This is a genomic window from Pseudodesulfovibrio pelocollis (genome assembly GCF_030282845.1).
In the GTDB taxonomy this organism is placed as follows: domain Bacteria; phylum Desulfobacterota; class Desulfovibrionia; order Desulfovibrionales; family Desulfovibrionaceae; genus Pseudodesulfovibrio; species Pseudodesulfovibrio pelocollis.
In genome coordinates this window covers 169,244-183,163 of sequence record NZ_JASTWE010000001.1, presented here as the reverse complement: position 1 = coordinate 183,163, position 13,920 = coordinate 169,244, and the positions used below count along the sequence as shown (strand labels likewise).

Annotated in this window: 11 protein-coding genes; 10 read left to right on the top strand and 1 reads right to left on the bottom strand. The window is 64.8% G+C overall.

The window, feature by feature from the left end:
• Nucleotides 1-25: 25 nt before the first annotated feature.
• The 8 genes from mfd to rpsT all read left to right on the top strand — a co-directional run bounded on the left by mfd (nt 26) and on the right by rpsT (nt 10,910).
• Nucleotides 26-3,502 (top strand): transcription-repair coupling factor, encoded by a 3,477-nt coding sequence (gene mfd / locus QQS14_RS00915; RefSeq protein WP_285904997.1) that lies wholly within the window; start codon nt 26-28, stop codon nt 3,500-3,502.
• Between the two features lie 13 nt (nt 3,503-3,515).
• Nucleotides 3,516-4,661: a peptidylprolyl isomerase gene (locus QQS14_RS00910; RefSeq protein ID WP_285904996.1), complete on the top strand. Its 1,146-nt coding sequence runs from the start codon at nt 3,516-3,518 to the stop codon at nt 4,659-4,661.
• A 91-nt stretch (nt 4,662-4,752) separates the two neighbouring features.
• Nucleotides 4,753-5,691, top strand: coding sequence for a SurA N-terminal domain-containing protein (locus QQS14_RS00905; RefSeq protein ID WP_285904995.1), 939 nt, complete (start codon nt 4,753-4,755; stop codon nt 5,689-5,691).
• A gap of 28 nt (nt 5,692-5,719) precedes the next feature.
• Nucleotides 5,720-6,718: a helix-turn-helix domain-containing protein gene (locus QQS14_RS00900; protein WP_285904994.1), complete on the top strand. Its 999-nt coding sequence runs from the start codon at nt 5,720-5,722 to the stop codon at nt 6,716-6,718.
• A 30-nt stretch (nt 6,719-6,748) separates the two neighbouring features.
• Nucleotides 6,749-7,507: a DNA repair protein RecO gene (recO, locus tag QQS14_RS00895; RefSeq protein ID WP_285904993.1), complete on the top strand. Its 759-nt coding sequence runs from the start codon at nt 6,749-6,751 to the stop codon at nt 7,505-7,507.
• 13 nt (nt 7,508-7,520) lie between these two features.
• Nucleotides 7,521-8,390 carry a glycine--tRNA ligase subunit alpha gene (gene glyQ, locus QQS14_RS00890; protein ID WP_285904992.1) on the top strand — a complete coding sequence of 290 codons (870 nt, stop codon included), beginning with the start codon at nt 7,521-7,523 and terminating at the stop codon, nt 8,388-8,390.
• 39 nt (nt 8,391-8,429) lie between these two features.
• Nucleotides 8,430-10,541: a glycine--tRNA ligase subunit beta gene (gene glyS / locus QQS14_RS00885; RefSeq protein ID WP_285904991.1), complete on the top strand. Its 2,112-nt coding sequence runs from the start codon at nt 8,430-8,432 to the stop codon at nt 10,539-10,541.
• A gap of 102 nt (nt 10,542-10,643) precedes the next feature.
• The gene (gene rpsT, locus QQS14_RS00880; protein ID WP_285904990.1) at nt 10,644-10,910 is read left to right on the top strand and encodes a 30S ribosomal protein S20; all 267 of its coding nucleotides are present in this window, start codon (nt 10,644-10,646) and stop codon (nt 10,908-10,910) included.
• A gap of 94 nt (nt 10,911-11,004) precedes the next feature.
• Here the strand turns inward: rpsT and QQS14_RS00875 are convergent, their stop codons facing one another.
• On the bottom strand, nt 11,005-11,685 hold the full coding sequence (locus QQS14_RS00875) for a Crp/Fnr family transcriptional regulator (protein WP_285904989.1): 681 nt from the start codon (nt 11,683-11,685) through the stop codon (nt 11,005-11,007).
• Nucleotides 11,686-11,768: 83 nt separating this feature from the next.
• Between QQS14_RS00875 and QQS14_RS00870 the strand changes: the two genes are divergently transcribed.
• Nucleotides 11,769-13,094 carry a 4Fe-4S binding protein gene (locus QQS14_RS00870; protein WP_285904988.1) on the top strand — a complete coding sequence of 442 codons (1,326 nt, stop codon included), beginning with the start codon at nt 11,769-11,771 and terminating at the stop codon, nt 13,092-13,094.
• A 26-nt stretch (nt 13,095-13,120) separates the two neighbouring features.
• Nucleotides 13,121-13,918, top strand: a complete 798-nt coding sequence (locus tag QQS14_RS00865) for an ATP-binding protein (protein WP_285904987.1) — start codon at nt 13,121-13,123, stop codon at nt 13,916-13,918.
• The last annotated feature ends 2 nt before the right edge of the window (nt 13,919-13,920 follow it).

The window sequence follows — 13,920 nt, the reverse complement described above, 5'->3', positions numbered from 1 at the left end:
AACCCGAGCCGCGCCGGTCACATTCATGTCATCCATTCTTCCAGGTGCAATCACCGATTTCATTGCGGGCAAAACCCAGACCCTGCGCGTCTTCAAGGGCGGGCCGGGCACCCAGGCGCTGATTGCCCGCACCATGCTCGACCTGGGCCGCAGCGCGGTCGTGGTGGTGCCCGGCGTGCAGGAATTCAAGCAGGTGCGCGCGCTGCTGACCCTCTTCTCGCGCTCGGGGGGGGAGAAATACGCCCCCTCCTGGGAGCGGGACTGGGTCTTCCTGCCTCCGTATCTGCCCCGCCAGCCCGAGGCCCAGGCCTGGAGTGAGCGCTGGGCCGCGCTCTACGGGCTGACCTATGGCAGGCGCCCCCTTGGAGTGCTCATGACCGCGGACAACCTCCTGCCGCACTGGCCTGCGGCATCGGTGGTGCGCGAAAACTGGGTGGCCCTGACCAGGGGCGAGGAAATGTCCCCGGACATCCTGCTGGAGCAGCTCGTGTCCTGGGGCTACATGCGGCGAAAGATCGTCTCCGGGCCGGGCGAGATGGCCATGCGCGGCGATATCCTCGATATCCACGCCCCGGGCTACGACCTGCCCCTGCGCCTTGAATTCTTCGGCGACGCCATCGAGGAGATCCGCCTCTTCGACCCGGCCAGCCAGCGATCCCGGGCCGATCTAACAGAGGCCGTGCTGCTGCCCGTGGCCCCGGGCATCACCTCCGGCGACCATGCGGACAAGGCGCGCGAGGTCTGGAACCGGCTGCGCCGCACCGGCGAGATGGGCGCGGCAGAGGAGTCCGCGCTGCTCGGGCGGCTCGATGCGGGCGATGGCAACTACTGGCCCGGCATGTACTATCCCGACTCGGTGGGCATTGAGCGCCACTTTCCCGAGGACGCCGCCTTCCTGCTCTCCGGCGACCTGCGGGCGCGGCTGGAGGACCAGGATCAGGCATGGCGCGATTTTATCGACGAGGAATTGCGCCAGAAGGGGGTGCGCTGGCCCCTGCGCTTCTTCTGCCGTTCCCACGAGGGGGCGCGCACGGCCTGGCGCGACGCCCCGCAGCTGGTTTTCGAGGAACTGACCGTCGGTCGGGACAAGAACGGCATCGGTCTGGCCGAAACACCCTACAGCGATTTCACCGACATCTTCTGGCAGCCCGAGGCGTCTCGCCGTCCGTGGTCGGCCCTGGTCACCGGGCTCAGGGAATGGAGCAGGGCGGGTTTTCGGACCATTCTCAGCTTCCGCTCCGAACGCTCGCGGGCCAAGTTCCTGGGCATGGCCGAGCCCGAGCAACTGCCCATTTCTCTTGAATACGCCCCGGGTTCCGGCGGGCTGTTCGCCCTGGTCTCGCCGTTGCGCAAGGGCATGGAACTGGCCTGGAGCCGCACGCGCATCCTGGGCGAGGAAGTGCTCCAGCCAGAGCCGACCCGGGCGCACACCGTCCGTGACACGGCCTTCCAGGGCCTTGACCGCTACGAGGACCTGGCCGACGGCGACCTGCTGGTGCATCGCGACTACGGTCTGGCCCAGTTCGGCGGCCTGCACCACATGAACATCGGCGACGCGGCCAACGACTACCTGCTGCTCTTCTTCGCGGGCGAGGACAAGCTCTACCTGCCCGTGGACCGGCTCAACCTCGTGCAGCGCTTCAAGGGCCCGGAGGGAGCCCGCCAGCCCGCCCTGGACAAGCTGGGCGGCACCCGCTGGAGCGCCACCACGGCCCGGGTGCGCAAGGCGGTGGAGAAGATCGCCCACGATCTGGTTGAGATGTACGCCTTCCGCCGGGTGGGCAAGGGCTATTCCTACGGGCCGCCCGATGACATGTACGCCGAGTTCGAGGCCACCTTCGGCTTCGAGGAGACCCCTGACCAGGACAAGGCCGTGCGCGACGTGTTCCGCGACATGGAAAAACCCGAGCCCATGGACCGGCTGGTCTGCGGCGACGTGGGTTTCGGCAAGACCGAGGTGGCCCTGCGCGCCGCCTTCCGCGCCGCCCTGGAGGGAATGCAGACGGCCCTGCTCTGCCCGACCACGGTGCTGGCCGAGCAGCATTACCAGACCTTCACCAAGCGCATGGAGGGCTTTCCCGTGCGCATCGGGCTGCTCAGCCGATTCGTGCCTCCCAAGCGCCAGAAGACGGTGCTCCAGGCCGCGAGCCGTGGCGAGCTGGACATCCTCATCGGCACCCATCGCATCCTGTCCAAGGATGTGGAGCTGCCCAACCTCGGCCTGCTCATCCTCGACGAGGAGCAGCGGTTCGGCGTCAAGCACAAGGAGCGGCTCAAGCATTTCCGGCAGAACATCGACGTACTGACCCTGACGGCCACGCCAATCCCCCGCACCTTGCAGCTCTCCCTCTCGGGCATCCGGGGGCTTTCGGTCATCGAGACGCCGCCCCTCGACCGCAAGCCCGTGGAAACGGCCATCACAGAGCGCGACGCCGAGGCCCTGCGCGGGGTGCTGCGCCGCGAACTGGACCGGGGCGGACAGGTCTACTGGGTCTACAACCGGGTCAACGGCCTGGAGCGGGTGGTCGAATTCGTGCGCGAACTGGCCCCCGACGCCCGGGTGGGCATGGCCCACGGCCAGATGAACGAGAAGGGGCTTGAGGAGGCCATGCGCGGCTTCTGGCACGGCGAGGTGGATGTGCTGGTGTGTACGGCCATCGTGGAGTCCGGGCTGGATTTCCCCAATGCCAACACCCTCATTGTGGATCAGGCCCAGCTCTTCGGCCTGGGGCAACTCTATCAGCTGCGCGGCAGGGTGGGGCGCAGCGAGCGGCAGGCCTATGCCTATTTCGTCGTCCCGAGCATCGACGACCTCAGCGAAACCGTGCGCAAACGCTTGCGTATCATTCTGGACATGGATTATCTGGGAGCAGGTTTCAAGATCGCCATGGAGGATCTGCGCCTGCGTGGCGCGGGCAACATCCTCGGCGAGGCCCAGTCCGGCCAGATAGCCAAGGTCGGGCTTGACCTCTTCCTGGAGATGCTTGAGGAAGAGGTGCGGAGGGTGCGCGGCGAGACCGAGATCAGGGCCAGCGAGCCGGAACTCAATTTCGTCTTCGAGGCCCATATCCCGGCCTCAAGCATCCCGGATGCCCGCGAGCGGCTGCGCTACTACCGGGCGCTCTCGTCGGCCCGGGACGAGACGGCCCTGCGCGAGCTTGAGGCCGAGATGCGCGACCGGTTCGGCCATCCAGCCCCGGAGCTGGAAACATTCCTGGGCGTGCTGCGCCTCAAGCAGACGCTGTCGCGGCTGCGCGCGGCCCGGGCCGAGCTGTATCCCGCCCGGGCGGTCGTTTCCTGGGGCGACGGTGCGCCCGCCGTGAGCACCCAGGCGCTGCTCGACTGGGTGGCCCGGCGCGACGGCCGGGCCAGGCTGCTGCCCCCGGCCAAGCTTGAGGTCAGATACGCCGATGCCGGGTCCACGCGCCTTGCCCTTGAAAACACGGCCGCCGAGCTGGAAGAACTGCTCGATGCGGCGGCCGCCAAACCGCGGGAATCCTAGCCCGAGGGAGCCCATGTTCCGCAACCTCGCCATCCTTCTCCTGACCGTGGCCCTGTTCGCCGGATGTTCCAATCCGGCCGAAGAGATAGGGGTGGTGGCCCGCGTCAATGGCGCGCCCATCTATCTCTCCCAGCTTGAATTCCAGCACGACCAGTTCCAGGTGGACGCTGTGGGCGGCTATGTGCCCAGCGTGGAAAATCTCAAGAGTGAGTACGGCGAGATCCTGACGGAACTCATCGTGCAGGAACTGGTGGTCCAGGAGCTTGAAAAACGTGACATCGGCGTCTCGGACCACGAGATGCTCAAGGCCGAGGAAGAGGTGCGCGCCGACTATCCCGAGGGCGCCTTTGACCAGATGCTGGTGGAGGAATACATTGACCTCAAGGCGTGGCGGCTCCAATTGCGCAACCATCTGGCCATGCGCAAGTTCTTTCATCAGGTGCTGCGGCCGCAGATCAAGATCGACTACCGCGAGGCCGAGCAGTATTATCGCGACCGTATCTCGGACTTCTACCTGCCGGAATCGTTACGTGTCCTGGTGGTGCGCGGCCCCAGCCGAGAGATTGTGAGCAAGGCCGTGGAGCGCTTCCTGGCCGAGCGGGATCAACTGGACCTGACCACCGCCTTTGGCGAGGTGGAGACCCGCGAGGTGATGATCCGGGAGGAGCGGCTGTCCGCCACCTGGAAAAACGCCCTGACCGGGGTCGCTCCGGGGCAGGCCAGCGGGGTGCTCACCGACCGGTTCGGCTTCGAGGCTCTTGTTCTGTTGGAGCGCAGCCCGGCCAAGGTGCTCGAACCGGCCCAGGCCTACCCCCTGGTGGAAAACGCCCTGGTCGAGCGCAAGTTGCAGGACGCCTTTGACACATGGCTTGAGACGGCTGTGGCCCGGGCCAGGATTTCGGTCAGCAGCCATCTGCTTCCTTCGGACGAATCCGCGCCGGTCGGGTTGGAGCTTCTGCCCGAACAGGGCTATTCCGAGGGGCCGGAGCCGGAACGGGCGGTATCACCCGTCATGGATGAGAGCCAGGATGCCGATGCGTCCGGCGAGGCCGTGTTCGGAGAAGACATGGCCGGAGAGGACGAGAGTTCGGAGGAGGAGTTCGTGCCCGAGGAGGATCTCGACGGCGAGGAACCCCCTGATGACGGCGAAAACGGATAACCCGGCGCGTTCGTTGCATAGTATGCGTAAAGAGACTAGAATCCGTCACCATCAGCGAATCAAGCCCCCCGGGGCCTTTGGGAGATACTCAGTGGCACGACGTTTTTTCTTGTTCATCCTTCTGGCATTCCTGATTTTTCCCGTGCAGTCCAAGGCGCAGGGTGACATATACGACAGGATTCTGGTCAAGGTGAACACCGACATCATCACCCAGTACGATCTTGATGAGGAGATGCGGCCCATCCTCGCCTCCATCAGGGGGCGGCAGCTGACCCAGGCCGAGCAGAAACAGCTGGCCGACCTGCGTCGGCAGACGCTGGAGAGGATGGTCAACGACCTGCTCATGAAGCAGGAGATCAGGCAATACCAGATTGAGGTGTCCGACTCAGTGGTGGATGAAGAGATACGCCGGATGCGTGAGGAGCGCGGCCTGAGCGCCGATGAATTCGAGGAGGCGATCAAGCGCGACGGGCTGACCATGCCGGAGTTCCGCTACAAGCTTCGGGGGATCATCGAGAAGCAGGAACTGCTCGGCTACATGGTCCACAGCAAGGTAGTGGTCACCGATACGGAGATTCAGAACGAGTACGACGCCCGGCGAGACAACTACGTGCTCGACAAGATGGTCACCCTGGCCATCATCATGCTCCCGGCGGATGTCTCGGCCATCGAGGTCAAGAAGCGCATCGAGGACGGCGAGATGACCTTTGCCGAGGCGGTTGAGAAATACAGCGTTGGCCCTGGCAAGGATTCGGGCGGCGTCATCGGCGAGGTCAACTGGGCCGATCTGGCCGACGACTGGCGCGAGTCCGTCGAGGGCGTCAAGCAGGGTGGCGTGGGACAGCCCCTACAGGTGCGCGGCCACACGGCGCTGCTCTCACCGGTTTCCGTCGCCTCGGACAGGCTCGTGCCCCTTGAGGAGGTGCGCGATTCCATTTTCGAGAGGCTGATGGAGGCCAAGCGGGAAACAATTTTCGACGAGTACTTTGAGAAACTCAAACAGAGTTCCGTCATAATCTACATGGACTGACGATATCGTTCGTCAACGGAGAATCCCGATGAATTTCGAGGAACTCGGAAAAACGCTCAAAGAGGAGCGAGAGAGGCGGGGGTTGACCGTGGCAGCAGTCATGGAGGCCACCAAGATCAGCCGTACCAACATTGAGGCCATGGAGGCCGGGAATCGCTCGACTCTGCCTCATCCTGTATATGCAAAAGGCTTTATCAAGAGTTACGCCCGGCTCCTAGGCCTGGATGCCGACGAACTGGGCATGGTCGTGGACCGCGAGTTCGGCGAACAGGAATGCGAGCCAAGGGGCCCTGCCTATGATGTCTCTCCCAATGCGGAGAAGGCGTTTCACGGCCGGGAGTGCGTCTCGCCCGAGGGGCGGCGCTCCCGGGTGGTGCTGGTGGTGGCCCTGCTTTTTCTCCTCGTCGTGGTGGGGCTTTTGCTCTACAGCTTCAGCACGGGCGACAGGGACACGGCGTCGCAGCCCACCGGCGTGGAACAGTCCATGACCGACGGTTCTGAACCCTTGGTCGACGATGACGGGGACGGGGTACCGGATGTCCCCCCGGAGGGGACGCCGCCGGATGAGGACGCGGTGCCCGGCGCTTCCGGCCAGGAGGGCTTGTCTTCGGATGCCTCGGGCGAGGCGCCCGGGGCGCAGTCCGCATCAGGTGCCCGGGCCTCGGCGGCGTCCGGGGCTGCGGCTGATCGAACCGCCGACAGGGTGGTGGACAGGACCGGCGAGCCTGAGGAGGAGAGCTTCTCCACCTCCGATGTCGAGGCCGGTACACAGAGATACGACCATGTGGTGATCATCCGCGCCACTACGTCCAAGGGGTGCTGGGTCGGCGTGTGGCAGGGCGAGGAGACAAACATGTCTCGCGACTTCGTGCTGCGCGAAGGCGAGCCCTTGCGGTTGATGTTCAACAGCCCGCGCCGCATCCGCATCGGCAACGTGGCTGGTGTCACCGTCACCTACAACGGCAAGCCCTATCCCCTCGAAAACGCCCGGGGGAACATCCAGACCCTGCGTTTCGGCATGGATTAGCCCAGCCGGGACCGCGCACCGAAGGCCGACATGGACGCCACCGAAAAAGCCCTGGTCCTCAAGGTGGGCTGCTTTCGGGAGGCGGATTGCTGGGTCAGACTCTTCACCGCCTCGCGCGGTATTTTCAACGCCTTCGCCTTTGGTGGCAGCCGCAGTCGCCGCCGCTTCGTGGGCTGCCTCGATCCCTTGAGCCTCGTCCTTTTCTCCATCGGCTCCGACAGGCGCGGAACCTACTCGGTGCTGAACGAGGGCTCGCTGTTGCACAACTTTTCCGGCATCCGGGCCAACTCGGCCATCACTGGCATGGCCGCCAACTGCGTCCGGTTCGTGGAGGCGGTGGAGATCGACCCATCGGACGCCGCCCCGGTCTACCATCTGCTTCTCAAGACCCTGTACATGCTCGACGCGGGCAGCGGCAGCCCGGACGTTGTGCCCTGGTTCTTCCGGGCCAGGCTCGCCTTTGCCATGGGCCATGACCCTGATTTCGAGAACTGCGGGACATGCGGGAGACCCGTGGGCGGCGGTCAGGGCTGGCTGTTCGGAGTGGAGCAGGGGCAAGTGCTCTGTCCGGCTTGTCATTCGGCCGGGAAACCGTTAGATGGACTTGCCCGGCCGGTTTCCCCCGGCGTGTTGCGCGCCCTGGAGTGGATTCGCGTCAGCGAGCCGGACGACTGGGCGCGGGTGGCCATGGACCGCGAGGTCAGACGCCAGGGCAGCCAACTGGTCGAGCTGTTTGTCGCCTATCACCTGGGCCTTTCCTGGGATAACGGCATGTATAAAAAGGTCTGAGTTGGAGTATTCGATGAATTTTCAGGACGTGATACTGAAGCTTCAGGGCTTCTGGGCCGATTACGGCTGCGCCGTTGTCCAGCCCATGGACATCGAGTGCGGCGCGGGGACATTCAACCCCTCGACATTCTTCCGGGTCATCGGGCCGGAGCCGTGGAAGACCGCCTATGTCGAGCCCTCGCGCAGGCCCACGGACGGGCGCTACGGCGAGAATCCGAACCGTTTGCAGCACTACTACCAGTTCCAGGTCATCCTCAAGCCCTCGCCCGACAACATCCAGGAGCTGTACCTGGAGAGTCTGGCCGCGCTGGGCATCGACGCCGCCTGCCACGACATCCGCTTCGTGGAGGACGACTGGGAATCGCCGACCCTGGGTGCCTGGGGCCTTGGCTGGGAAGTCTGGCTCAACGGCATGGAGGTGACCCAGTTCACCTATTTCCAGCAGGTGGGCGGCATCGACCTCAAGCCCGTGTCTGTGGAGATCACCTATGGCCTTGAGCGCATCTCCATGTATCTCCAGGAGAAGGAGTCGGTCTACGACCTTGCCTGGAACGACGAGATCACCTACGGCCACGTCTATCACCAAAACGAGGTGGAGCAGTCGAAATACAATTTCGAACTGTCCGACCCGGCCCTGCTCTTCGAGCTGTTCAACCGGTTCGAGGCCGAGTGCCTGAGGCTGTGCGAGGAAGGGCTGCCCTGGCCCGCCTATGACTGCTGCCTGAAGTGCTCCCATTCCTTCAACATGCTCGACGCCCGGGGCGCCATATCCATCACCGAGCGCGCCACCTACATCGGCCGCGTGCGCAATCTGGCCTCCAAGATCGCCAGACTCTATGCCGACCAGCGCGAGGCCATGGGCTATCCCATGCTGAAGAAATAGGGCGAAAGCCTAGCGAACCGAGAAGAAAAGAGTACACACATGGCCGAATTCATATTGGAAATCGGAACCGAGGAAATGCCTGCCCGCTTCGTGCCCAGGCTGGCGGCCGAGCTTGAGCAGACCCTTGCCCGGCTGCTCGACGAGGCGATGATCGAGAACCGGGGCGTGCGCACCTTTGCCACCCCGCGCCGTATCACCGCCCATGTGGCTGGCATGGCTGATGCCCAGCGGCGGCAGGAGGAGACCGTCACCGGCCCGCCAGCCCGCATCGCCTTTGACAGCGACGGCAACCTGACCAAGGCCGGGCAAGGCTTTGCCCGGACTCAGGGCGTGGACGAATCCGCCATCTTCCGTCTGGAGACGGACAAGGGCGAATACCTGGCCGTCACCAGGAGCGTGGGCGGCGGCAAGGCCATCGACATCCTGCCCGCCCTGTGCGTCAGGGCCGTGGAGTCCCTTTCCTTCCCCAAGAAGATGCGCTGGGGCGGCTACGATTTCGCCTTTGGCCGTCCCATCCGCTGGTTGTTGGCCCTGCTGGACGGGGCGGTGGTGGAGTTTTCCGTGGAGAACCTGACCGCCGGACGGTCCACGCGCGGTCACCGCGTCCTGGGGCCGGGGCCGTTCACCGTGGCCTCAGCCGACCAATATTTCTCTGTTGTCGAGAAGGAGTGCCGGGTCGTCATTGATCCCGTGGCGCGCAAGGAAGCCATCGTGGCCGAGGGCGACAGGCTGGCTGCGGCCCTGGGCGGCACCATCGTCTGGGATGAGGCGCTCCTCGACGAGGTGGCCAACCTCGTGGAGTACCCGCGCCCGCTCATCGGCGACATTGATCCCCGCTATCTTGAACTGCCCCGCGAGGTGCTGCTGACATCCATGCAGTCGCACCAGAAGAGCTTTGGCGTGCAGGGGCCGGACGGCGGCTTGCTGCCGCATTTTCTGACCACCCTGAACATCGAGCCCACGGACATCGCCCTGGTCAAGAAGGGGTGGGAGCGCGTGCTCAAGGCGCGGCTGGAGGACGCCCGCTTCTTCTGGGAGGCGGACTGCAAGGTCGATTTTCGCACCTGGCTCGACAAGCTGGACAACGTGGTCTTCCTCGGCCCGCTGGGCTCGGTGGGCGACAAGTCGCGCCGCATCGGCGTACTGTGCGCGGGGCTGGCCGAGACCCTGGCCGCATCCAGGGGCATTCTGCCCGGCGAGTTCGAGGCCTATGCCCAGGCGGGCCGTCTTTCCAAGGCCGACCTCGTGTCCGAAATGGTCATCGAGTTCGACACTCTTCAGGGTAAGATGGGCGGCATCTACGCCGAGCGCGCCGGCAAGGGCGACATCATTTCGCGCGGCATCTACGAGCAATACCTGCCCGCCGGGCCGGACTCGCCCGTGCCGTCGAGCCTGTCCGGGGCCTTTGTCTCCATGGCCGACAAGGCAGACACCCTGGTGGGCTGCTTCGGCCTGGGCAAGGTGCCCACCGGGGCCAACGACCCCTATGCCCTGCGCCGCTGCGCTCTGGGCATCGCCCGCATCGTCATGGAGCACGACCTGGACCTGGATCTGAAAACTGTCTTGACCGCCGCGCAGGACGCCTATGCGGTGGGCATTCCCTGGAAGATCGAGCGGGAAGAGGCCCTGGCCAAACTGCTTGATTTCTTCAGCCAGCGGCTGCGCGCCCTGTTCACCGGGCAGGGCATTGAGACCCGGGTGGTGGATGCCGCTCTGGGGGCCGGATTCACCGACATCCGCACCCTCAAGGCCCGGCTCGACGCCCTCGACACCTTCAGCCGGGAGCCGGATTTCGAGCAGGCGGTGCTGACCTTCAAACGCGCGGCCAACATCATCCGCAAGCAGGGTGACGAGGCCGGACAGGAGCTGACCGGCGGCTACGACCCGGACCTCTTCGAGGGCGAGCACGAAACCGCCTTTGGGGCGCGCCTGGAACAGACCGCCCCTCGGTTCGACGCCCTGTGGGAAAACCGTGATTTCGCGGGGCTTCTCGGCCTGCTGCGCGAGCTGCGACCCTCGGTGGACGGATTCTTCGACAACGTCATGGTCATGTGCGATGATGTCGATGTCCGCCTGAACCGGCTCAACCTGCTCAAGGCGCTGGTGGACCGGCTGGGTCGGTTGGCCGACTTCAACGCCTTGCAGGTGTAGAAAAATCTTGACATAAGAAAGAGAGTCCATATAAAAGGCTCTCCCTTCGGGAAAATCAGCAAGAAAACGTTTCACTACGATAAAAGATCAGGAGTATTCACCTTGGCTAATCACAAGTCCGCCCTGAAAAGGCACCGTCAGAGCTTGAAGCGTCGCGCCCGCAACCGTATCTCCAAGACCCGCATCAAGAACACCGTCAAGGTTGTTCGCATGGCCATCGAGGAGAACGACGCCGTAAAGGCCCAGGAGGCGCTCAAGGCTGCAACGTCCCTGCTGGACAAGGCCGCCCGCAAGAACGTCATCCATGCCCGTCAGGCTCAGCGCCGCGTCGCCCGCCTCCAGGTGGCCGTCAACAAGATCGGTCAGTAGGGCATCCCTTTTTTGCTGCGCGAAAGCAGCCCGCCGCACGATCCGTGCGGCGGGCTTTTTGCGTTGTCTGGCTGTTGTTCCCGTGTCCCGGGGCTCATCGGCCTTCCTCGGCCAGTTCCTCAAGGCGTTTTTGGTCCAGGATGGTGATCTCACTGCCGTTGATGGCGATGATGCCTTCGTCGGTGAAGCGCTTGAATATGCGCGAGAGGGTTTCCTGTATGGTGCCGAGATAAAAGGCGATCTGGCCTTTGGGCAGGTCGAGGCGGAAGGTGTCCGAGTCCTGGGACGAGCGCAGCAGCAGGAGATAGGAAGCCACGCGCGACGGGGCCTCCTTGAGGCTTAAATCATCGATCTTGTTGACCAGCAGGCGCAGCTTCTGGGAGAGCATGGCCATCATTTTCATGGCGATGTCCGGGTCTTTCCTGATCATGTTCTCGAAGTCGCGCCTGGGGAAGAAGAGCGTCTCGCACGGCTCCAGGGTCTGGGCATGGGCCGGGAATGTTTTGCCCTCGAATACCGGCACCTCGCCAAAGGCCTCGCCAGGGCCGAACACATGCAGGATGTGCTCCTTGCCCGAGGGCGAGGTGCGGTAAATCTTGACCCGGCCGCTGACCGGCGCGAAAAAGCCGTGGGCAGGGATGTCCGCCTCGAAGAGGACCTCGCCCTTGTCGTAGCGCTTGACCACGGCGATGTCCGCGATCCTGGCCAGCTTTTCTTTCGGCAACCCCTCGAAGAAGGTGATGGAACTGACCGCAGCCAGTTTGTCTGTCGCCATTGTTTCTCCCTGTTTTCGCGAATAATCATGTCAATTTGACCTAAGTCATGGCTGTCGTCAAAAAGAAAGACCATGCTTTGACCATGATGACGCGAGAAAGACACCTCCTGATGATCCTGCCCGTGGTGGCCCTGCTGCTGCTCGGCGCGCACAGCCTGCGCGCGGGCGATAGCGGCATGGTGGCCGCCCTGGTCGCTCTTGCGGGACTGATGTTCCTGCGGCGCGGCTGGGTGCGTATCGTGCTCATGGTCGTCCTGGCCTGGGGCGCGCTGGTCTGGGTGGAGACGGCCATGAACCTGGTCGGATTCCGCCAGGCCGTGGGCGCGCCCTGGATGCGGCTGATGGCCATCATGACCGGCGTCGTGGTCTTTGACCTGCTGGCGCTGCTGGTGGTGGCGGCCGGGCCGGGCAGGCGGTTCTTCAGCCGGGGCGATCACGCCTCGCCGCGCGCCGCCGTGTTTCTGCTCACGGTCGTTGCCCTGGCCGTGATCCGTGCCAAGGTGCCGTTCCCCATCCTTCTGGCCGACAGGTATTTTCCGGGCTGGGGGTGGATGGAGATGGCGGCGTTGGGCGTCTACGCCCAGTGGATAGCCGGGCTGATGCTCGCCCCCGGCGGGCACGGATTCGTCAGGCCGCGCATCTGGGCCTTGTTTTCGGCCGTCTTTTTCGGCCAGCTCGCCCTCGGGCTGGCAGGCGTGGAGGGTATGCTCATGACCGGCTCGCTCCACCTGCCTGTGCCCGCCCTCATCGCGGGCGGGCCGGTCTTCCGAGGCGAAGGATTATTCATGCCCATCCTCTTCGGCGTGACCGTACTCCTGGTCGGCCCTGCCTGGTGCAGCCATTTGTGCTACATCGGCGCGTGGGACGACGCCATGAGCCGTCGCGGCCCGCGTCCGGCCCCGTCGGCCGCAGTGCGCCGCCTGAGCGTAATCGGCCGTGGTGCGACCCTGGCCCTGGTGGTGGGCGCGGCCCTGGTGCTGCGGGCCATGGGCGTGCCCGGCTCCACGGCGGTGCTCCTGGCTGCGGCCTTCGGCCTGATCGGTGTGGGCGTCATGGCCTTTGCCTCGCGCAGGATGGGGCTGATGGTCCACTGCACCACTTACTGCCCCATGGGGCTTGTGGCCAACGTGCTGGGCAGACTCTCGCCCTGGCGGATGCGCATCGGCCGCGACTGCACCGGCTGCGGCGCGTGCTTCACCTGTTGCCGCTACAGTGCCCTTGACGCGGACCGCGTGGCCGCCGGGGCTCCGGCCCTGTCCTGCACCCTGTGCGGGGATTGCGTGTCCGCCTGCGCCCACGGGCAGATCGGCTATCGATTCCCCGGGCTTTCATCGGGTGCGGCCCGGACCGCGTTCATCGTTTTGGTCGTCAGCCTCCACGCCGTGTTTCTCGGCGTGGCGAGAATATGATACATTGCAACATGCGAGGTGATACCATGGCTTACATGAGAAAAATGATCAGCATCGACGAGGATCTGTGCAACGGATGCGGCGAGTGCGTCCCGTCCTGCGCCGAGGGTGCCCTGGCCATCGTGGATGGCAAGGCCCGGCTGGTGAAGGAACAATACTGCGACGGCCTGGGCGCCTGTCTGGGAGATTGCCCCACCGGGGCGCTCAAGGTGATCGAGTGCGAGGCCGAGGATTTTGACCCCGAGGCCGTGGCCGAACACCTGAAGGCCCAGGGCCGCCCGGTGCCGGACCACATGCCTTCGCCCGAGAGTCTGCGCCTGGACCCCGGTTCGGCCCGGCCCATGGGCGGCTGCCCAGGCGCGGCCATGCGGACCATGACCCCGTGTGAGCGGGCCAACATTCCCTCGGCCAGGGCTGCGGGCACGGCGCAGGGGAGCGGCTCGGCTCTTTCCCATTGGCCGGTGCAGCTTCGGCTCGTGCCGCCCACCGCGCCGTTCCTGCGCGGGGCAGACCTCCTGCTGACCGCCGACTGCGTGCCCGTGGCCCTGCCCGCCTACCATGCGGACTTCCTGCCCGGCCGGGTGGTGCTCATGGGCTGCCCCAAGTTTGACAACCAGCAGGAATACGTGGACAAGCTGGCGGCAATCATCGCGGCAAACAACCTCAAGTCCATCACCGTCATGGAGATGGAGGTGCCGTGCTGCTCGTCCATGAGCGTCATCCTGTCCCACGCCATCAAGCGCGCGTCCGTTCCGGTGAACGCCCGGCGCGTCATCGTGTCCCTCGACGGCCGGATTCTTCGTACCGAGCCGTTCAACGCATAGCC

What these genes read in the sequence shown, in the direction of transcription:
- QQS14_RS00900 (WP_285904994.1), top strand. Translation starts at nt 5,720, where the DNA reads ATGAATTTCGAGGAACTCGGAAAAACGCTCAAAGAGGAGCGAGAGAGG.
- QQS14_RS00870 (WP_285904988.1), top strand. Translation starts at nt 11,769, where the DNA reads ATGATGACGCGAGAAAGACACCTCCTGATGATCCTGCCCGTGGTGGCC.
- mfd (WP_285904997.1), top strand. Translation starts at nt 26, where the DNA reads ATGTCATCCATTCTTCCAGGTGCAATCACCGATTTCATTGCGGGCAAA.
- recO (WP_285904993.1), top strand. Translation starts at nt 6,749, where the DNA reads ATGGACGCCACCGAAAAAGCCCTGGTCCTCAAGGTGGGCTGCTTTCGG.
- glyQ (WP_285904992.1), top strand. Translation starts at nt 7,521, where the DNA reads ATGAATTTTCAGGACGTGATACTGAAGCTTCAGGGCTTCTGGGCCGAT.
- QQS14_RS00910 (WP_285904996.1), top strand. Translation starts at nt 3,516, where the DNA reads ATGTTCCGCAACCTCGCCATCCTTCTCCTGACCGTGGCCCTGTTCGCC.
- glyS (WP_285904991.1), top strand. Translation starts at nt 8,430, where the DNA reads ATGGCCGAATTCATATTGGAAATCGGAACCGAGGAAATGCCTGCCCGC.
- QQS14_RS00865 (WP_285904987.1), top strand. Translation starts at nt 13,121, where the DNA reads ATGGCTTACATGAGAAAAATGATCAGCATCGACGAGGATCTGTGCAAC.
- QQS14_RS00875 (WP_285904989.1), bottom strand. Translation starts at nt 11,685, where the DNA reads ATGGCGACAGACAAACTGGCTGCGGTCAGTTCCATCACCTTCTTCGAG.